This is a genomic window from Moraxella sp. CTOTU49803 (assembly GCF_032097965.1).
In the GTDB taxonomy this organism is placed as follows: Bacteria; Pseudomonadota; Gammaproteobacteria; order Pseudomonadales; family Moraxellaceae; genus Faucicola; species Faucicola tetraodonis.
Genome location: NZ_DAMCJP010000002.1, coordinates 200,005 through 219,076 on the forward strand (window position 1 = coordinate 200,005; position 19,072 = coordinate 219,076).

General features: G+C 43.5%; 17 protein-coding genes and 1 pseudogene. 14 read left to right on the top strand and 4 right to left on the bottom strand.

Going from position 1 to position 19,072, the window contains the following annotated elements; all coding sequences use genetic code 11:
- Positions 1 to 33: 33 nt before the first annotated feature.
- Positions 34 to 2,880, bottom strand: coding sequence for a DNA polymerase I (polA, locus tag RT422_RS05020; RefSeq protein WP_313421535.1), 2,847 nt, complete (start codon positions 2,878 to 2,880; stop codon positions 34 to 36).
- A gap of 354 nt (positions 2,881 to 3,234) precedes the next feature.
- On the opposite strand from polA, the gene RT422_RS05025 reads away from it, so the two are divergent.
- The 5 genes from RT422_RS05025 to RT422_RS05045 all read left to right on the top strand — a co-directional run bounded on the left by RT422_RS05025 (position 3,235) and on the right by RT422_RS05045 (position 6,041).
- Entirely contained in the window at positions 3,235 to 4,050 is an 816-nt protein-coding gene (locus RT422_RS05025; protein ID WP_007116127.1) for a thioesterase family protein, read from the top strand.
- Between the two features lie 22 nt (positions 4,051 to 4,072).
- Complete coding sequence (locus RT422_RS05030; protein ID WP_313421536.1) at positions 4,073 to 4,726, top strand: methyltransferase domain-containing protein; 654 nt, start codon at positions 4,073 to 4,075, stop codon at positions 4,724 to 4,726.
- Between the two features lie 70 nt (positions 4,727 to 4,796).
- Positions 4,797 to 5,060, top strand: coding sequence for a transposase (locus tag RT422_RS05035; RefSeq protein ID WP_050325022.1), 264 nt, complete (start codon positions 4,797 to 4,799; stop codon positions 5,058 to 5,060).
- Positions 5,057 to 5,560 carry an IS5 family transposase gene (locus RT422_RS05040; RefSeq protein WP_050325023.1) on the top strand — a complete coding sequence of 168 codons (504 nt, stop codon included), beginning with the start codon at positions 5,057 to 5,059 and terminating at the stop codon, positions 5,558 to 5,560. The genes RT422_RS05035 and RT422_RS05040 overlap by 4 nt, the downstream gene beginning before the upstream one ends.
- A 115-nt stretch (positions 5,561 to 5,675) precedes the next feature.
- The gene (locus RT422_RS05045) at positions 5,676 to 6,041 is read left to right on the top strand and encodes a hypothetical protein (RefSeq protein ID WP_050325813.1); all 366 of its coding nucleotides are present in this window, start codon (positions 5,676 to 5,678) and stop codon (positions 6,039 to 6,041) included.
- A gap of 96 nt (positions 6,042 to 6,137) precedes the next feature.
- Here the strand turns inward: RT422_RS05045 and RT422_RS05050 are convergent.
- Together RT422_RS05050 and RT422_RS05055 are read right to left on the bottom strand one after the other, a co-directional pair.
- Positions 6,138 to 6,422: pseudogene (locus tag RT422_RS05050) on the bottom strand (alpha-hydroxy-acid oxidizing protein); the annotation flags it as partial.
- A gap of 89 nt (positions 6,423 to 6,511) precedes the next feature.
- The gene (locus RT422_RS05055; protein ID WP_284034606.1) at positions 6,512 to 6,799 is read right to left on the bottom strand and encodes a glutaredoxin family protein; all 288 of its coding nucleotides are present in this window, start codon (positions 6,797 to 6,799) and stop codon (positions 6,512 to 6,514) included.
- A 93-nt stretch (positions 6,800 to 6,892) separates the two neighbouring features.
- On the opposite strand from RT422_RS05055, the gene mtgA reads away from it, so the two are divergent.
- The 5 genes from mtgA to RT422_RS05080 all read left to right on the top strand — a co-directional run bounded on the left by mtgA (position 6,893) and on the right by RT422_RS05080 (position 11,300).
- A complete protein-coding gene (gene mtgA / locus RT422_RS05060) occupies positions 6,893 to 7,654 on the top strand; it encodes a monofunctional biosynthetic peptidoglycan transglycosylase (protein ID WP_284034607.1) in 762 nt (253 codons plus the stop codon).
- An 87-nt stretch (positions 7,655 to 7,741) separates the two neighbouring features.
- Positions 7,742 to 9,940 carry a polyphosphate kinase 1 gene (gene ppk1 / locus RT422_RS05065; protein ID WP_313421538.1) on the top strand — a complete coding sequence of 733 codons (2,199 nt, stop codon included), beginning with the start codon at positions 7,742 to 7,744 and terminating at the stop codon, positions 9,938 to 9,940.
- A 348-nt stretch (positions 9,941 to 10,288) separates the two neighbouring features.
- On the top strand, positions 10,289 to 10,492 hold the full coding sequence (locus tag RT422_RS05070) for a hypothetical protein (RefSeq protein WP_138018778.1): 204 nt from the start codon (positions 10,289 to 10,291) through the stop codon (positions 10,490 to 10,492).
- A gap of 127 nt (positions 10,493 to 10,619) precedes the next feature.
- Complete coding sequence (locus RT422_RS05075; RefSeq protein WP_313421540.1) at positions 10,620 to 10,970, top strand: hypothetical protein; 351 nt, start codon at positions 10,620 to 10,622, stop codon at positions 10,968 to 10,970.
- Between the two features lie 75 nt (positions 10,971 to 11,045).
- Positions 11,046 to 11,300: a hypothetical protein gene (locus RT422_RS05080; RefSeq protein ID WP_284034610.1), complete on the top strand. Its 255-nt coding sequence runs from the start codon at positions 11,046 to 11,048 to the stop codon at positions 11,298 to 11,300.
- A gap of 122 nt (positions 11,301 to 11,422) precedes the next feature.
- On the opposite strand, the gene RT422_RS05085 is transcribed toward RT422_RS05080, so the two are convergent.
- Positions 11,423 to 12,070: a tRNA-(ms[2]io[6]A)-hydroxylase gene (locus RT422_RS05085; protein WP_405029438.1), complete on the bottom strand. Its 648-nt coding sequence runs from the start codon at positions 12,068 to 12,070 to the stop codon at positions 11,423 to 11,425.
- A 269-nt stretch (positions 12,071 to 12,339) separates the two neighbouring features.
- Between RT422_RS05085 and RT422_RS05090 the strand changes: the two genes are divergently transcribed.
- The 4 genes from RT422_RS05090 (at position 12,340) to RT422_RS05105 (ending at position 19,012) form a co-directional block, all read left to right on the top strand.
- Positions 12,340 to 14,517 carry a malate synthase G gene (locus RT422_RS05090; RefSeq protein WP_313421542.1) on the top strand — a complete coding sequence of 726 codons (2,178 nt, stop codon included), beginning with the start codon at positions 12,340 to 12,342 and terminating at the stop codon, positions 14,515 to 14,517.
- Between the two features lie 242 nt (positions 14,518 to 14,759).
- The gene (locus tag RT422_RS05095; protein ID WP_313421544.1) at positions 14,760 to 15,872 is read left to right on the top strand and encodes a porin; all 1,113 of its coding nucleotides are present in this window, start codon (positions 14,760 to 14,762) and stop codon (positions 15,870 to 15,872) included.
- A 401-nt stretch (positions 15,873 to 16,273) separates the two neighbouring features.
- Positions 16,274 to 17,236 (top strand): porin, encoded by a 963-nt coding sequence (locus RT422_RS05100; protein WP_313421545.1) that lies wholly within the window; start codon positions 16,274 to 16,276, stop codon positions 17,234 to 17,236.
- A 147-nt stretch (positions 17,237 to 17,383) separates the two neighbouring features.
- On the top strand, positions 17,384 to 19,012 hold the full coding sequence (locus RT422_RS05105) for a CTP synthase (RefSeq protein ID WP_065262630.1): 1,629 nt from the start codon (positions 17,384 to 17,386) through the stop codon (positions 19,010 to 19,012).
- The last annotated feature ends 60 nt before the right edge of the window (positions 19,013 to 19,072 follow it).

Here is a 19,072-nt window from a genome sequence, read left to right on the forward strand (position 1 = left end):
AAAATCTGTGGGTTTTCTTTTAAGCTTAAAAAATCAATGCGCCTCATCCCAATTATCGCCAATGCCCACTTCAACCACCAGCGGCACAGCAAAATCCACATCCCAGCCTTTATCTTTGGCTGTCTTAGATAGCACCTCTTGCATGGCGTTTTTTATCAACTCGGCAATCGCCTCGGCTTTATCCTCATCCGCTTCAAACACCAGCTCATCATGCACCTGTAGTAGCATTTTAGCGTGCTCTGTGGGCAATACCTCATTCACCGCAATCATAGCAAGTTTGATGATATCGGCAGCACTGCCTTGTAGTGGCGCATTAATCGCCGCGCGTTCTGCCGCTTGGCGCACGCCGCGGTTGGGATGCTGCATATCGGGGGTGAATAGCTTACGCCCCAAAATCGTGGTGATATAGCCTTGGTTTTGCGCAGCCGTGCGGGTGGCTTGCATATAGGCACGCACCGTAGGGTAGCGGGCGAAGTACAGCTTGATATAGTCTTGCGCTTGCTGGCGAGTAAAGCCCAACTGCTTGGCAAGCCCAAATTCACTCATGCCGTAGAGTAGCCCAAAGTTCACCGCTTTGGCTTGGCGGCGTTCTTCGCTCGTCACGTCATCAAACGCCTTGCCCAAAATCTCAGCGGCGGTGGCGCGGTGAATGTCATGCCCTTCTTGAAACGCGCGGATGAGCACAGGGTCATTGGCAAAGTGTGCCATCAGCCGAAGCTCGATTTGCGAATAGTCTGCCGATAGCACTTTGCGACCTTTAGGGGCAATAAACGCGCCACGAATCAACCGCCCAGTATCGGTGCGAATCGGGATATTTTGCAAATTCGGCTCAGTGGAGGACAACCGTCCTGTGGTTGTCAACGCTTGATGATAACTGGTATGCACACGGTCGTTGCTGTCTGCCACGTTTGCCAACGCGTCGGTATAGGTGCTTTTAAGCTTAGACAGACTGCGATGCTCAAGCACGGTTTCAATTAACGGATGGTCGATGGTGGCAAGCACCGCTTCACTGGTGGAGTATTGCCCGGTTTTGGTTTTTTTACCGCCTGTAATGCCTAAGCGGTCAAACAGCACTTCACCCAACTGCTTTGGACTGGCAAGGTTAAAGGTTTCGCCGGCTTGCGCAAAGGCGACTTTTTCAAGTGCTTGGATTTTTTCATCAAAGCGCGCGGATAGTTCCCCCAAAAACGCTTTATTGAGCAAAATCCCATCATGCTCCATTTGGCATAGGATTTGGGCAACGGGGATTTCTAGTTCATGGAGTAGCTTGGCGTTGTTCGGTTCGGCTTTGAGTTTTTCGCTAAACAGTTCAAATAGTTGATAGGTGATATCGGCGTCTTCGCAGGCGTAGTCACTTGCCATGGTTAAAGGGACTTTGTCAAAGGTGATTTGCTTGGCGCCTTTGCCTGCCACATCTTCAAAGGTAATGGTTTGGGTGTGTAGATAGTGACGCGCCAAGTCGTCCATACCGTGACGGGTGGCAACAGCATTAATCACATAGCTGGCAAGCATGGTGTCCATTGCCCAGTTTTTTGGCTCATTGATTAAGTCGATATCATAATTTGCCAAAATATGCGCGTCGTATTTTAAATGCTGACCGATTTTGCCGATTTGTGGATTTTGTAAAATCGGTTTTAACTGGGCTAAAACATCCTCACGGTCAAGTTGTTCAATCCGATTGCCCATCTCATCAACGTGGGCAACAGGCACATAATAGGCTTCATGCGACTGCAGCGCAAACGACAAGCCCACCAGCTCGGCATGTTGCCAATTCACATCGGTGGTTTCGGTATCAATAACAAAATGCTTTGATGCGCCAAGGCGTTGGATTAACGTATCAAAATCCGCTTGGGTAGTGACAGTATGCCACTGCTTGTTGGCAGTATTTTTGCTATCTTGGCTCGCTTTAATCGCTTCCACCACAGCATTTTGAGTAGACTCAGCGGCTTTAAAATTGCCGTTATTGGATGGGTGAAAAGGATGATTGAGCGACGCGATTTCACTTTTAAATTCCAGTTCGGTAAAAATTGCGCGTTTTTCTTCTATGTTAAAACTTGGGTCTGTCGGTAGCCGCAACGTCTCCCAGTCAGGCACGATATCAAGGTCGGTGATAATGGTCGCCAAGCGTTTATCCAGCGCAATGCTGTCGGTGCTTTGCAAAAAGGTTTGTTGTTGCTTGCCTTTTAACTGGTCGACATTGGCAAGGATATTGTCAATGCTGTCGTATTGCTCAAGCAGTTTTTGCGCGGTTTTTGCGCCGATGCCTGCGACACCCTTGATACCATCAGACGCGTCGCCCATGAGGGTGAGATAGTCGATGATTTGACGCGGCTCGACGCCAAATTTTTCTTTGACCCCTGCCATGTCATAGCGTTTGTCATCAAAGCTGTTTTCCACGATGACGCAAGGATTGACCAATTGGCACATGTCTTTGTCGCCCGTCGAGATGATGACATGGTGACCTTCTAGGCAAGCACGGTGGGCGAGTGTGCCGATGATGTCGTCAGCTTCTACGCCTTCAATCGCGAGTAGCGGTATGCCCATCGCTTGTATCATCTTGTGAATGTAAGGGATTTGCTCGGCAAGTTCGGCGGGCATTTCTGGGCGGTCGCCCTTATAAATAGGGGAAAGCTTGTGGCGAAAGGTGGGCGCTTTGGTATCAAACGCCACCGCCATGTGGGTTGGGCGGTATTTTTCCATCAGTTTTTTGAGGGCGTTGAGCGTGCCGCGGATGGAGTTGGTGTGCAAGCCTTGGGTGGTTTGCATGGTGACAGGCAAGGCGTGAAAATTGCGGAACATATAATACGAGCCGTCCACCAAGATAAACGGCGGCTTATCGGTGTTGATGTGATCGGTATCAAGTAGGGCAGTTGCAGTCATAGGATTACTTATCTTTATGTTGTTAAAATATGGTGTCAAAATACAGGCAGTATCAAAATATAAGACAGTGTCAAAATATAGGGAAAAATTTTATATTATCCGCGTATTATACTGGCTTTTTGCGGCTAATCGTTAAGCATTTCAAACTCATTCATTAGCCGAAGGTGGATAGATTTTGGCGGATGCCAATCGGGGTTATGCTAAGCAAGTGCCAAGTTTGGCGGGTCGTCATGGCGGCAACTTTGCAAAAATTCCACCAATAGCCGATAGCCAATGTGCTACAATTTTTTAGCAATTTTAGGCGTTTTACCAATTTTTAGGCACAACCAATTTTTAGGCATAAAAGGGAACTTTATGGGCAATAGCTATTACACACTGCTTGACTGCACCACGACCGATGATATCACCACATCAAACTACCGCTGCAATATCCACTGCCAAGGCGCATGGAATGATAACGAACAGCACATGGCGGCAGCAACAGGACTGTTGGCTTACGAGCTTGAACAATTCAAACCGCGCAGTGACATGCGTATCGGGCGCATCAGTCTGGATATTTTTGGGCTGATTCATTTTGGTGATGTTAGCGTGACCACCCACATTATCCGTCCGGGTCGCACTATCGAACTGGTCGAAACCACCATGGCAGCCAATGGCAAAACCTGTATCGTTGCCCGCGCGTGGCGTATGCAAACCAGCGATACCTCAGAGATTGCTGGGCTTGAAGATGAGCGAATCGGTCATCCAGAAAGCTACCCGAACTGGGACGGCATGAAGCATTGGGGCGGTGGCTATATTGACAGTATTTATCTCAAAGCCGACCCCGACAACCGCCAAGGTGATGGTATCGTGTGGATCAATACCGATATCGACATGGTCGAAGAAAACGGTCAAGCAAAGCCCACATCCGACTTTGTGCATTTGATGGGCATGGTCGATACCGCCAATGGCGTGGTACCGCGCATTCATCAACCCAATACCATTGAATGGTTTTTCCCCAATTTAGATTTGCAAATCCATCTGCACCGTATGCCTGTTGGGCGTTGGCTGGGACTTGAGACTGTGCAACAATTTGGGAGCGATGGCGTGGGTCTGACCAGTAGCGTGCTGCATGACGCACACGGCGCATTTGGTCGAAGCGAGCAAATTTTAACCATTCGAAAAGCCTAAAAAACTATCAGGAGCAGCAATCATGGAAGATAACAACACGCTAACTGAACACTCGGTCAACGACGCCGAATTTTGGCAAAAACGCTATGATAATGGCTATACTGGGTGGGACATCGGTAAAATTTCGCCACCCCTGCAAGCCTATATCGAGCATTTACTCGACAACGGCGTGAGTAAATCGGTGCAGATTTTAATCCCTGGGGCGGGCAACGCCTACGAAGCAGGCTATCTTCACGAACAAGGTTTTAGCCATGTTTATGTGGTGGATTTTGCCAATCTCCCTTTGGATAATTTTGCCAAGCGCTATCCCAGTTTTCCCAAAACGCACTTGCTACAAGCGGATTTTTTTGGCTTAGACCCTGCGCAGTATCAGTTTGATTATATTATTGAGCAGACGTTTTTTTGCGCGATTGACCCTAGTAGACGCAGCGATTATGCCAAGCAAATGCAAAAGCTCCTCAAACCCACGGGTAAATTGGTAGGCTTGTTGCTAGATAAGCATTTTGAAAGCAATCCACCGTTTGGTGGCGACAAGCAAGAATATGAAACATTATTTCAGCAGTTTTTCACCATTGATAAACTGGCGCCTTGCTATAATTCAATTAAGCCCAGACAAGGTAGCGAATTGTTTTTTATCCTAAGCCAAAAGAAGGTAGAGAACGCAGGTGTCCTCTAAGAACCTGTATTCATAAATAAAAATAATATATTTCATTAAATATATTAACTTGTTATGTTAAAATCTACGGATGACAAATAAGAGCTATCCAACCGACCTAACAGACGAACAATGGCAACTCATCGCACCACATTTTAGCAACCAAAGACGCTACAAATGGGAAAAACGAGAGCTTATCAATGCCGTGCTTTATATTACCAAAACAGGCTGTCAATGGCGAATGTTACCCAATGATTTTCCACCATACGCGACAGTCTGGAGTTTCTATCGCAGAGCCAATCAAGCAGGGCTTTGGGATGAAATACTACAAACATTGGTTAAAAAAAACGATTGAGCGTTGGTAAAGAAGCAACACCCACGTATGCCATCATTGACTCTCAAAGTGTTAAAACCACCAGTAAATCAGAGCAAAAGGGCTTTGACGGTGGTAAAAAGGTTAAAGGTCGAAAACGACATATCCTTGTTGATACTATCGGTAATCTACTAGGCGTTGTTGTTCATGCGGCTAACATTCATGACACTAGAGCGGGTATTATGGTTGTTGATAAGGCATTAAAAACCTATCCAACCATTGAAGCTATTTCAGCAGATGCAGGTTATCGCAAAACCTTTGAGCAAGATGTTATGAACAATCATAATATCCCTGTTGATATTTCTACAAAAATCAATGGTGAGTGGAGAATCATTGCTAAACGTTGGGTGGTCGAGCGTAATTTCGCTTGGTTAAATAATGCTCGTCGTCTCGCTAAAGATTTTGAAATTACGGTTTTATCTGCTGAATCTTTTATTAAAATTGCTCATATCACTCAATTGTTGAGAAATATGTGCTTGTGAATACAGCTTCTAAGGGTTTATACTACTAATCGTTAAACCACTAATTTTTCAACTGCTAATCGTTATACTAGCATTTTTTTGGCGATACACACTGGTACACATTGAGGCAATCAAAATGATGTTTCTTGAACTTCATGAAGGCACGATTGGTTTGGACGATATAAAGCGTATCGTCCACAAGTTACTTGAGAACAAGGCGGTGTTTAGACAGTTAAGTCCACAACTTTACAATGATTTGGCTTATATCATCACCCCGACGCTCGCAAGCGACCACAATGAAGCCAATATCCGTGCCAAATTTCACGAAGTTGTGCAAAATTTTGTGATTCAAGGCGACAGTGGTCAGCCCATGCGGTTTTATCGTGATGAACAATTTAATCGCTTGTACTTTGCTGATGAAGCAGGCTGGAAAGAAGCGCAGGGTTTTGAAGCGCGGGAAATGGATGCAAGCTTACTGAAAAAACAATTACCTAAGCTTTAAAATCAGCTTTAAAAAAAGCTGTTAACAAGAGATTAGCAAAAGGACGGGCAAAGTGCCAAAACACTTCACATCCGTCCTTTCGTTTGCTACGGTCAACTAAGTACGCTCTCGCACAATGAAGGGACGAGTCAGCAAGTCTTCATACGTGCCTTTGATGAGGATATCTTTGCTCACCTGTTGGATATTGGTATAGCCACCAAATGCCATACTGATGTCCATCTCGTTGTAGATAATTTCAAGCGCGCGGCGCACACCGTCCTCGCCATATGCCCCCAAGCCATACAAAAACGACCGACCAATCATGGCGGCTTTTGCACCAAGGGCAATGGCTTTGAGCACCTCTTGACCTGAGCGTACGCCACTGCCCAAGAAAATCTCGCAGCTAGTGGCATGGCGTTGATGATAAAAAAATCTGCCAAGACATAATGAATTAAATTTTTAATATTATGCCAATAATCTATATGGGCTTTTCAGCTTAACGCTATAATATCCATGATGGAAAAAGGATAATATAACGTCTTGGTAGCGGTAACTAGCACAGGTATTTTATCAGCAAATTCCAGCATCTCTTGTTCTGGCAGCTCGGCAATATCAATCGACTGCCAGCGTATATCGGCAACGGCTTGTGCTTGCAGCAATAAGCTTTCAGCGATTTCACACAGATGACAGCCCACTGTGCCATATAATCGCCAAGTAGTTGGGTCAGGCATAATTTGCTCGTGGATGTTTGTCATGTTTTGCGTGTCGAAGTCGGACATATTCTGCCTTAGCATATAGCCAAAAATGCCATAATACGTTATATTTTTAGCTTAAGCCATCGCTGCTTTTGCCCCCGCCGCTAGGAACACACCGTGACCAAACCCGCTACCAAAATGTCGTTAAAGCCCAAACGTGTCAACACAGCTTTACCACCCACCAACCGCGGTATCGGTGTTGGCGGCTGGTTCAAGCGTATTTTGCTCATTGTTATTGCCTGTTTTGTTGCGTTTCATGTCATAGTTGCCGCCTTATTGGTTGTCTGGAAAACCCAGCCTATCAACAACAGCATGTTCATGATACTGTATCGCTTGGGCAATTTTGCCCCTGTCAGTCAGACCTGGGTGGATGATAATCAAATTTCGGTGAATGTAAAACGCGCGGCGATTGCCAGTGAAGATGCCAACTTTGTCAATCATGCTGGCTTTGATGTGCAGGGCATTGAGAATGCGATTAAGAAAAATGAAAAAGCGGGGGCTATCAGCGCGGGCGGCTCAACCATTAGCCAACAGCTTGCCAAGAATTTATTTTTATACCCCAATCGCTCGTATTTTCGCAAAGGCGAAGAAGCGTTAATTACCTTGATGATTGAAAATATGTGGACCAAAGAGCGGATTTTGCTTGCTTATCTCAATGTCGCAGAGTTTGGCAAAGGCGTGTATGGCATTGAAGCAGCCGCTCAGCACTACTACCATAAGTCGGCAGCGCATTTAACCAAGCGACAAGCCGCATCTTTGATTGCCATGCTACCTAATCCCAAATATTTTGAAGACAACCGTAACGACCGCCGCCTACTTAACAAAACCCAAATTATTTTACGGCGCATGGGTGCGGCAGATTTGCCCGACACGGAATAGTGAAGAAACTCATGTATCATTACACGCTTATCATTACATTGTTAACTTTACACTGTTAAAAATGCTTGACCATAAAAGGACTGTGCTATGCCAAACACTGCCAAACAAGATAAACCCAGCGAAGAGTATGTATCAGAAATTAATCCGATACTAGGCTTTAACAGCATTTGCTACCCAAACGTGTTTGAATACCAACAAGACGATAGTGAGCTGTACTTTAATCGTGAATTGTCACTGTTACAATTTCATCAGCGGGTACTCGCCCAAGCCACCAATCCCCGCCACCCACTGCTTGAACGACTGTTTTTCTTGATCATTTTTTCATCCAATTTAGATGAATTCTTTGAAATCCGTGTCGCAGGCTTGATGCAAAAAGTACAAATGGGCGATGTGGTGAGCAGTATCGATGGTATGCGTCCCAGTAAGGTTTTGTCATATATCTCTGAAATCGCCCATCATGCGGTGGATAAGCAATACCGTATTTTAAATGATGAAATTCTGCCTGCACTGGCGGAGCAAGACATTCGCTACCTAAAACGTGATGAATTGACCCAAGAGCAAGCCGCATGGGTAAAAAAATACTTTGCCGAGCAAGTCGCGCCCGTGCTGACGCCGATTAGTATTGACCCTGCACATCCTTTTCCTAGATTGGTGAATAAAAGCTTGAATTTTATGGTGGGCTTAGAGGGCAAAGATGGCTTTGGTCGCGATATTAACATGGCGATTGTCCCTGCACCCCGAAGCTTACCGCGGGTTATTCGCTTACCCAATGAACTGACAGGCGGTAAAGAACATCATATCATGCTCACCGCAGTGATTCACGGGCATATCGAAGACTTGTTCCCTGGCATGACGGTCACTGGCTGCCACCAATTTCGTTTGACCCGTAACGCCGATTTAGATTTATCCGATGATGTCGAAGACTTGGCGAAAGCGTTGGAAGGTGAGTTAGAGAACCGACGATTTGGTGCCAAAGTGCGCTTAGAAGTGACGACCTATTGCCCACAGCCGATGGTGGATTATCTACTTGATGAGTTTGGTTTAAGCCAAGAGCAGCTATACCGTGTCAATGGTCCTGTCAATTTGACGCGCTTGTTGTTTGATTTTAAAATCCCAAATTTGCGTTATCAGTCGTTTAATCATGCCATTCCCAAAGCGTTTCGCCGTGATAGCTTGGATAAAAATGAAAATGTGTTCCATGCCATTCGTAAGCAAGATGTATTGGTGCATCATCCGTTTCATTCGTTTTCACCCGTAGTCAACATTTTGCGCCAAGCCGCCAATGACCCCCATGTATTAGCCATCAAACAGACCCTTTATCGCTCGGGGACAAACTCTGAAATTGTCCAAGCGCTGGCGGAAGCTGCGCGTAAAGGCAAAGAAGTCACCGCGGTGATTGAGCTACGCGCGCGCTTTGATGAAAAATCCAACATTGAAGTAGCAAACTTTCTGCAGCAGGCTGGGGCAGTGGTGGTGTATGGCATCGTCGGCTACAAGACCCACGCCAAGCTGATGATGATTGTACGCCGTGAGGAAGATAAAATCCGCCGCTATGTGCATTTGGGCACAGGCAACTACCATGCGGGCAATGCCAAAGCTTATACCGACTACGGTCTATTTACCGCCAATGAAGCAATCACCGAAGATGTGCATAAAATATTTAACGAACTCACAGGCATGGGCAAACCAGCCAAAGTGCAAAAACTACTGCATGCCCCCTTCACCTTGCATGACAGACTCATGGGCTTTATCAACAACGAAATTGCCCATGCCAAAGCAGGCAAAGAGGCGCACATCATCATCAAGGTCAATGCGATGACCGAAAAATTACTGATTGACAAGCTATATGAAGCATCGCAAGCAGGCGTTAAAGTCAATCTGATTATCCGGTCGATGTGTTGTATTCGTCCGCAATTACCCGGCGTATCCGATAACATCACCGTGCGCTCTATCGTCGGGCGTTTTTTGGAGCATACCCGCGTGTATTATTTTGCCAATGGGCATCAAAATCCCAATGCTAATGGCAAACGTACCCACCGTTTATATTGCGCCAGTGCAGACTGGATGGATCGCAATTTGTTTAGCCGTGTTGAAGTGGCTTTCCCCATTGAAGACCCCATCGTCTTCAAACGCATTATGGAAGATTTACACAATTATCTCAAAGACAATGTCAATGCATGGGAGCTTGATGCCAAAGGTACATGGCGAGCGATTACCCCTGGTGAAGGTGAAGCAGCATTCTCGGCACAAGATTATTTATTGACCAAAATCACCAGAAAAGGCTAATTTTGCTAATCACAAGTTTGAGTCAATTACACCGCTATCTACAGAAGATGGCGGTTTTTTGTTGATGACTGCTTGAATTACACTCAAAGTTCAAAATTTACCGAATAGTAATAAATCTGCCAAAATTTCACACAGCTAAACACTTATCACATAGTGATAACAGCTTGTTACGCGAATACTTATCACTAACCGCCTTTATTTGCTACTATCAAATCATGAAATTATAAGTATAAAAGCGATTGAATTGGCTATTTTTTTTACATAAATTTAATCGCGTTCTATTTAAAAGTCTTTGATTAAAATCTTTGACTTGAATTGATATTAATAAAAAACATAAGGAAAATTACCATGTCACAGAATCAAGCACAAAACCAAGCACAGAATCAGTCAAGCAACCAAACCGAGATTCAAAAAGCCACAGAAAATGTGGATCCTAGTCAATTATCAGAAAATTTGGATAAACAAAATAGCGTGAAAGGTGAGCCACAAGACTTAGACAAAAGTGAAAACACCCCTTTTATTGACGAGTCATTGCGTACTGATAACCACTAGAATTTTAATTGTTAAACTTTTAAATACTAAGCTTTTAATCATTAAATTTTGAATAACTAATTTATACAGCTCAACCTATAAAAATAATAACTCATTGAGCGATAACAATTAATTAAAGGAATAAAAAATGCAAAATCAAAATAACGTAGAGATTGTAGACCCAAAAACAGGTGTCGCTGTGACCCCGCAAGCCGTTGTAGTAGAAGACAGTGTCACCCACCAATCGGGTGATGGATTGACCACAGGCATGTCGCCGTCAATGGAAACGCCCGATATTTTTGATAATACCCCACAAGCGGCGGTAAAAGTCCAATCCGCAGAAGACGTGGCGAATGGCGAATTATCGGATGAAAATGTAGCACGTATTTCTGAGGAAGAGGCGCAGAAATTACAGCAAACTGCCCAAGCCAATCTCAATGCAGAAAATTCACTTCATACGTTATCAGATGGTAGTGTAGATATCGACCGAGATCAGTAATTTTCGATATCACTAAGTTGAGTTTAAGCATGTTGTTGGGTGGATAGCAAAATTGATACCAAAAAAGGAATGACCATGAATTTACCAGAAGCACAAACCAAACACGTTAATTTAGGCGATAAGTCTGCCGAGTTTGTCGATCGTCGTAATCAACCGGGACAAGCGTTCGATGATAATGTTAATGAACATACCATTGGCGGGGACGCGGTTGGTAATGAACAGCTAAAAAGCGACACCATTAATGAGCGCAATCTTTATAGTACCCCAGAAAATGCCCAAAAACGCACTATTAATCCTGATGGCTCTATTCCAAGCGTTGGTAGTGAGTGACAGTAAATGGCAGTGAGTCAGTTTAAGGATTAAATTGTAATTGTAATAGCTAACCATCCACCCCATTTGATGGTTAGCTTTTTTTATCGTTACAGTCTATAAAAATCTCACGCAATCCAACCTCATGCAATCCAACTGGGTACCCCACTATGAAAGCGTAATTCATCATCGGGTTCATTGATGAGCTGCGCCTCTACTTGACGAAAAAACGCCACCCGCGCATCAATCGGCTCGTCACTGATACTTTGTGCCAATGCCAAATAATCTTCAAAATGTCGACTTTCTGATTTTAGCAAATAGCGATAATATTTTGCCAAACGCTCATCCTCAATCACTTGTGACAGTGCCCAAAAACGTTCACACGATCGCGCTTCGATGAAAGCACCAATAATTAACGTGTCTATCATCGCTTGCGGCTCGTAAGTGCGTTTATGTTTGAGCATACCTGCGGCGTAGCGACCTGCAGCAATATGTTGCCATGCTTGTCCCCGCTCTGCCATCAATCCCATCACTTGCTCATAATGGAGCATTTCTTCTCGAATCAGCTGAGCAAGCTTTAATTGCAGCTCGGTATGCGACATATAGCGAAAAATCAAATTCATCGCGGTGCCTGCGGCTTTTTTTTCACAATTGGCATGATCTTGGATGATGGTCGGCAAATCTGCCATTGCGGCTTTTAGCCATTTATCCGACGTCGTACAACCCAAAAACGCCAAAACAGGGGTGATATCAATGGGTTTTGGCTGATAGACAGAGTTATCGTTATCCAAGTCGATGACGGCTAATTCATCAAAACTGCTGTCCGTTTGTACTGGATTATTGATAAGAGCGGAATTTGACAAGGGGTTACTCACTTATTCACAAGTTAATAAAGTGATATTTTACCAAAAATCAGCGATAAAACCCTTAGCACAAAAATTTATATATAACGATTATTTAAAAAATAAATAGTTTTTATTTCTTTATTTTTATAAATGATGTTCGTATAATCAAATGTGAATTTTTTGCTATTTTAGGTCATAACATAAGGAAAAATGCCATGTCAGAACGCGTTCAAAAGGGTAGTCTAGCGATTGATACACAGCTTTATAACTTCATTGCCAATGAAGTTACACCAGTCGTAGGCATCGATAACGAAAAATATTGGCAAGATTTTGAAAAAATTGTCCAAACATTCCAACCCCGTAATAAAGCATTGTTGGCAAAACGTGACGAGATTCAAACCCAAATCGATGACTGGCATGACAACAACCCCGCTAGTAACGGCCAAATCGACAAAGCCGCTTATACCCAATTTTTAAAAGACATCAACTACATCGTCCCAGAAGGCGATGACTTTTTGGTTGAAACCCAAAACGTGGATGACGAAATCGCCCATATCGCAGGCCCACAGTTAGTGGTACCTGTACGCAATGCACGTTATGCGCTAAACGCAGCAAATGCGCGTTGGGGCAGCTTGTATGATGCGCTATACGGTACTGATGTCATCGATGAAACCAATGGCGCAGAAAAAGGCAAAGGCTACAACCCTGTTCGTGGTGCCGAAGTCGTAAAATACGCCAAAAACTTCTTGGATGCCAACTTTGCCTTAGCTGAGGGTAAATATGCTGACGTCACCGGTTTTAAAGTTGAAGACGGTAAATTAGTGATACTCCAAGGCGATAAAACCACCTCACTAGCCCAGTCAGAAAAATTCGCGGGTTTCCTAGGCGATGCGGCCAACCCAACGGGTATTTTACTGAAAAATAACGGCTTGCATGCCGAAATCCAAATTGACCCATCAAGCCATGTGGGTAAAGATGACCCTGCAGGCATCAAAGATGTCTTGATGGAAGCTGCGGTTACCACCATTCAAGACTGTGAAGACTCAGTCGCTGCCGTTGACGCTGAAGAGAAAGTAGAAGTATATCGCAACTGGTTTGGCTTGATGAAAGGCGATTTGATTGACACCTTTGAAAAAAATGGCAAACAAACCACTCGTACCATGAACCCTGACCGTGAATACACCGCGCCAGATGGTGGAAAAATCACCTTGCACGGTCGTTCAGTGATGCTGATTCGTAATGTCGGTCACTTGATGACCAACCCCGCGATTTTAGTCGATTTTGAAGGCAAACAAGAAGAAATTTATGAAGGTATCATGGATGCGCTAATCACACCACTGTGTAGCCTGCCAGATATTTTGGGTAAAAATAGCTTAAGCAATTCACGTACAGGTTCAATGTATATCGTAAAACCAAAAATGCACGGTCCGGAAGAAGTGCAATTTACGGTAGATTTATTCTCAGCGGTAGAAAAAGCGTTAGACCTACCCGAGAATACCTTAAAAGTCGGTATCATGGATGAAGAGCGCCGTACTACCGTTAACTTAAAAGAATGTATCCGCGTTGCTAAAAACCGCGTTATCTTTATTAACACAGGCTTTATGGATCGTACTGGTGACGAGATGCACACCAGTATGAAGGCGGGTCCCTTTGTCCGTAAAAACGACATGAAAAATACCGATTGGCTCAATGCTTATGAGCGTTGGAACGTAGACATGGGCGTCAAATTAGGCTTACCTGGTAAAGCGCAAATCGGTAAAGGCATGTGGGCAAAACCTGACAACATGAAAGAAATGGTTGCCACCAAGTCCAATCATCCAAAGTCAGGCGCGACTTGTGCCTGGGTACCATCGCCGACGGGCGCGACGCTTCACGCCATGCACTACCATGAAACCAACGTCATGGACGTGTTAGATGATATCAAAAACCGCGAGCCCGCCAAGCTTGATGACATTTTGACCGTGCCACTTGCTACGGATACCAACTGGACAGATGAGCAAAAAACTGCCGAGCTTGAAAACAATATTCAAGGTATTTTAGGATATGTAGCGCGCTGGGTTGACCAAGGCGTTGGCTGTTCTAAAGTACTAGATATTGACGACGTTGCCTTGATGGAAGACCGTGCTACCTTGCGTATTTCTAGCCAGCACGTTGCCAACTGGCTAGCGCATGGGGTTGTGACGCCTGAGCAAGTGGATGACGTACTCAAACGTATGGCAAAAATGGTCGATGAGCAAAGCAAAGACGATCCCGCCTATATCCCAATGGCAAATGACTATAACACTTGGGCATACAATGCAGCGCGTGATCTTATCTTCAAAGGTACAGTACAACCCAGCGGATATACTGAGCCATTGTTACATCAAGCTCGTCTTAATCTCAAAGCTAACTAGATTTTAGCAAATCAAACATATCAATCATTCAAAAAACCATCAGATTTGTAACTGATGGTTTTTTTATGGCATAAAAATATTGCAAAATGTTTCAGAGTGAATTACTCTGATTTCACAAGGAAAGTTTTAGATTCTGTTAACTTTTTCATTGTTTTGTAACAAATTGTTGGCAAAATATATCTAGACAAAAGAATTGCTACGCATCTGTGTAGTTTTACCTAGGATACTGTGGAGAAATCCTTATGAAAAAAATCGCAATCGCTTCAGCCATCGCTTTAGCTTCAATCACTGCTGCCCATGCTGCACCTACTGTATATGGTAAAGTCTTATTAACTGGCGAATATACAGATGTTGATGATAAAACTGCTAAAAATGATGATACTTCTAGTACAAAATTAGTTTCTAACTCTTCACGTATTGGTTTTAAAGGTGAAGATGATCTTACTGATACTACTAAACTTGTGTATCAATTGGAATACGGTATTGATGTTGATGCTGATAGCAATGCCCGTAAAACCAACCAACAATTTTACTCTCGTAATACATTCATCGGTTTAGCTCATAACACTATGGGTACTTTACTTGCCGGTCGTCACGACACACCATTTAAACTAACTAAAGGCAGTGTTGATGTATTCAATGATTACGATAACGTAGCGTTAGGTAAGCTAATGGCGGGTGAACAACGCGTTGACAACGTGATTGCTTATAAATCACCAACATTGGTAGGTATGCCAGTTACCTTTTTAGGCGCGGTGAGCCTCGATGAATGCTCTAAAAATGATGATGATAAATGTGTAGCTACGCCAGCTGTTGCAGCCGTTGCACCACAAGCGATTTATGATGTGACTGGTAAAGATATTATTGGTTACACTAAAGGTACACCAGCAAAACCTGCCGTCTATCGTGACAAGAAAAATGCTTACTCTGCAATGGTAAACTATGACCAAAATGGTGTATATATCGGTTTAGGTTATGACAATTCAGTATATGGTAAAGATACAAGTGGATGGCGTTTAGCGGGCTCAGTAGACATGGGCAAAATGAACATGGTTGATGGTCTAACACTGGGTGCGCTATATCAAGATTATGACTTTAACACTGATGATAATGAGAAATCATGGCTGTTAAGCGGTAAATACAAAATTGGGGCAACGCCATGGGCGGTTAAAGCACAATATATTGACACTTCAAACCAAAGTGGCGTGAAAGACCGTGATGCTACTGAAGTTGCGTTAGGTGCTGAATATAGCTTTAACAAAGCTACCAAAGGTCACTTGTACGCTGCACAAATCGATACTGATAATGTTTCAGATAGAACAATCGTGGGTGGTGGCTTAGAATATAAGTTCTAATATATCTAACTTTTAGATTGCTGTAAAAGCTAACTAATTTTTTAGTTAGCTTTTTTATTTTCATTAACGCTAAAAAATTAATTAAAAAAAATATGATTTAATACTAGAAAGAATATTATGTCACTAAGATTAAAAATAAACTTACAATCACGTAAAAATTAAAAAAACTATTGCAAAATATTTCAAAATTGTTATCCTAGTAGTTAGAAGTAGGTTTTTAGTAATTAGTACGAATAAAATGTAAATATATTCATACTTTATTGCTAGACTTATACAGTTAATAGTTGACGCTATTAATAATAATCAAAGTAAAGATTTTCTTGCTTTGGTCGTTCGGAGAGGTAGTGGTGCTGACAAGTCACCAGTTATCTAAAATTTGTTTTTCCTTATAGAGATGTCCTATGAAAAAATTACTTTTAGCCACAGCCGTCGCTGCACTTTCAGTTTCTGCTGCCCATGCTGCTCCAACAGTTTACGGTAAAGCGTTAGTTACAGTTGATTATTCTGATTTTGACGATGAATCAACTACTAAGTTGAATTCTACTGCCTCGCGTATTGGTTTTAAAGGTGCCGAAGCACTAACAGCTAATACTGACTTGGTATACCAATTAGAGTATGGTGTTGAAATTGATAGTGACAACGGTGGCACTGTGAAAGGCAAATCACAAAATCAATTTCATTCACGTGACACTTATTTAGGTCTATCTAACAAACAATATGGTACTTTGGTTGCTGGTCGTTTGTCTGCAATCGATGACAACATCAATTACGTTAGCCAAACTGTAGGTCAATACGACGGTTTCAATGCGGCCTCTTGGGATGGTGACCGTGTAAACAATGCGATGGCTTACTTTTCACCAGCCTATAACGGTCTTCAATTCATGGGTATGTATGCATTTAAAGAGGATAACGCATCTGATTTACCCACAGATGCAGAAGCGTTTGGTGTAGGTGTGAAGTATGAGCCAGCAAATCAACCATTCCGTGCTGGTGCAACCTACATCAAATCAGGTGATTTCAATACTACTCGCTTAAGCGGTGCCTATGACTTAAATAACCAAATTGGTCTTGGTGCATTGTATCAAATCAGTGATTTAGACACTAGTGACAAAGAAAACTTGGCTGCAGTAAGTGCAACCTACAAAACTGCAACGCCTTGGACAGCCTATGCGCAAGCTGAAATGACCTCAAATGTTGGCGGTGTTGATGGTGATGACGCACAGCGTTTAGTATTAGGTGGTAAGTATGCATTCAATGCCAATGCAACGGGTCACGTATACGCTGGCTACTCAAATCTAGAGCAAGAAGGTCAAGATGACCAAGACGGTTTTGGTATCGGTACTGGTATCGAATACAGATTCTAATCTTTACTAGAATTTGCTATCAAAAAATCCACTCAGCGATGAGTGGATTTTTTTATGAGTGAACTATTTATTGATAAAAATAATTTTTTGCTAAACTTAGGCATTTTCGAGTAAAATTCTTTTTTACCAACGAGCGAAATAGATAACATGACAAAATTCATCTTTGTAACTGGCGGTGTCGTTTCTTCACTTGGCAAAGGTATCACCGCTGCATCGGTAGCCGCGATTCTCGAGGCACGTGGTCTGAAAGTCACCATGACCAAAATGGACCCTTATATCAATATTGATCCAGGTACAATGAGCCCGTTTCAGCATGGTGAAGTATTTGTTACCGAAGATGGCGCAGAGACTGACCTTGATTTGGGTTATTACGAGCGTTTTTTGCGCCACTCAAAAATGACCCAGCGCAACAACTTTACCAGTGGGCGTATTTATTCGGCAGTGATTGAGAAAGAACGTCGCGGGGATTATTTGGGCGGTACGGTACAGGTCATTCCGCATATTACCGATGAAATCAAAGCGCGTATTCGTGCCAGCGGCGAAGGCTACGATATTGCGATGATTGAAATCGGTGGTACTGTCGGTGATATTGAAAGCTTGCCATTCATGGAAGCGGTGCGTCAAATGCAAGTTGAACTTGGCCGCAACAATGCGATGCTGATGCATTTAACCCTAGTGCCTTATATCGCGAGTGCAGGCGAGAGCAAAACCAAACCAACACAGCACTCAGTCAAAGAATTACGCAGCATTGGCTTGCAGCCTGATGTGCTAATTTGTCGTAGTGAACATGCGATTAGCGATGATAATCGCCTAAAAATTGCATCGTTTACCAATGTTGAGCAACGTGCCGTTATCCTTTGCCCAGATGCCAAATCCATTTATCAAATTCCAAGTATCCTGCATGCCCAGCATTTAGATGATTTGATTTGTGAACGCTTTGGGTTAGATACCCCAGAGGCGGACTTGAGTGATTGGCACCAGTTTACCCAAGCGTTGTTAAATACCCAAGAAACCGTAACTGTGGCGATGGTGGGTAAATACGTCGAACTGCCTGATGCTTATAAGTCAATCAATGAAGCCTTGCTACATGCGGGCGTGGCAAACAATGTCAAAGTCAATATTGACTATGTCGATGCTGAAAAACTTGAAAATGATGACAGCCTGTTTGAGCATATTAAATCTGCCGATGCTGTGCTTGTTCCTGGTGGATTCGGTGAGCGCGGCACCTTGGGTAAAATGAAAGCAATTCGCTATGCCCGCGAAAACAATGTGCCTTATTTGGGGATTTGTTTGGGAATGCAATTAGCCGTCATTGAGTTTGCGCGCAATGTATTAGGTTTAGACGCCAACTCAACAGAGTTTGATAAAAAAACCAAGGCGCCATTGATTGGTTTGATTACAGAATGGTTTGATGAAAAAGGTGAACTACAAGTGCGTAGTGACGCCTCGGACTTAGGCGGTACCATGCGTTTGGGCGCCCAAAAAGCCGAGCTTGTGGAAGACAGCAAACTGCGTCAAATCTATGGCAGCCCTGTGATTACTGAGCGTCATCGTCACCGCTATGAAATGAATGGTCGCTATATTGAACAGCTGGAAAATGCCGGTATGAAAATTTCTGGTTATTCAGCCAAACAGCATTTGGTCGAGTCAGTGGAAATTGCCAATCATCCTTGGTATGTGGCGGTACAATTCCATCCAGAATTTACCAGCCAGCCACGCGGTGGTCATCCATTGTTCAATAGCTTTGTTGCAGCGGCGAAACAAACCAAAAAATAGTATTTATGATGCACAAAAAACCATCTGTTACAGGTGGTTTTTTGTTTTTAGCCATTGCCT

What these genes read in the sequence shown, in the direction of transcription:
- RT422_RS05035 (WP_050325022.1), top strand. Translation starts at nt 4,797, where the DNA reads ATGACAAATAAGAGCTATCCAACCGACCTAACAGACGAACAATGGCAA.
- RT422_RS05055 (WP_284034606.1), bottom strand. Translation starts at nt 6,799, where the DNA reads ATGTCCGACTTCGACACGCAAAACATGACAAACATCCACGAGCAAATT.
- RT422_RS05075 (WP_313421540.1), top strand. Translation starts at nt 10,620, where the DNA reads ATGCAAAATCAAAATAACGTAGAGATTGTAGACCCAAAAACAGGTGTC.
- RT422_RS05030 (WP_313421536.1), top strand. Translation starts at nt 4,073, where the DNA reads ATGGAAGATAACAACACGCTAACTGAACACTCGGTCAACGACGCCGAA.
- RT422_RS05025 (WP_007116127.1), top strand. Translation starts at nt 3,235, where the DNA reads ATGGGCAATAGCTATTACACACTGCTTGACTGCACCACGACCGATGAT.
- RT422_RS05105 (WP_065262630.1), top strand. Translation starts at nt 17,384, where the DNA reads ATGACAAAATTCATCTTTGTAACTGGCGGTGTCGTTTCTTCACTTGGC.
- RT422_RS05100 (WP_313421545.1), top strand. Translation starts at nt 16,274, where the DNA reads ATGAAAAAATTACTTTTAGCCACAGCCGTCGCTGCACTTTCAGTTTCT.
- RT422_RS05045 (WP_050325813.1), top strand. Translation starts at nt 5,676, where the DNA reads ATGATGTTTCTTGAACTTCATGAAGGCACGATTGGTTTGGACGATATA.
- polA (WP_313421535.1), bottom strand. Translation starts at nt 2,880, where the DNA reads ATGACTGCAACTGCCCTACTTGATACCGATCACATCAACACCGATAAG.
- ppk1 (WP_313421538.1), top strand. Translation starts at nt 7,742, where the DNA reads ATGCCAAACACTGCCAAACAAGATAAACCCAGCGAAGAGTATGTATCA.
- RT422_RS05080 (WP_284034610.1), top strand. Translation starts at nt 11,046, where the DNA reads ATGAATTTACCAGAAGCACAAACCAAACACGTTAATTTAGGCGATAAG.
- RT422_RS05095 (WP_313421544.1), top strand. Translation starts at nt 14,760, where the DNA reads ATGAAAAAAATCGCAATCGCTTCAGCCATCGCTTTAGCTTCAATCACT.
- RT422_RS05090 (WP_313421542.1), top strand. Translation starts at nt 12,340, where the DNA reads ATGTCAGAACGCGTTCAAAAGGGTAGTCTAGCGATTGATACACAGCTT.
- RT422_RS05070 (WP_138018778.1), top strand. Translation starts at nt 10,289, where the DNA reads ATGTCACAGAATCAAGCACAAAACCAAGCACAGAATCAGTCAAGCAAC.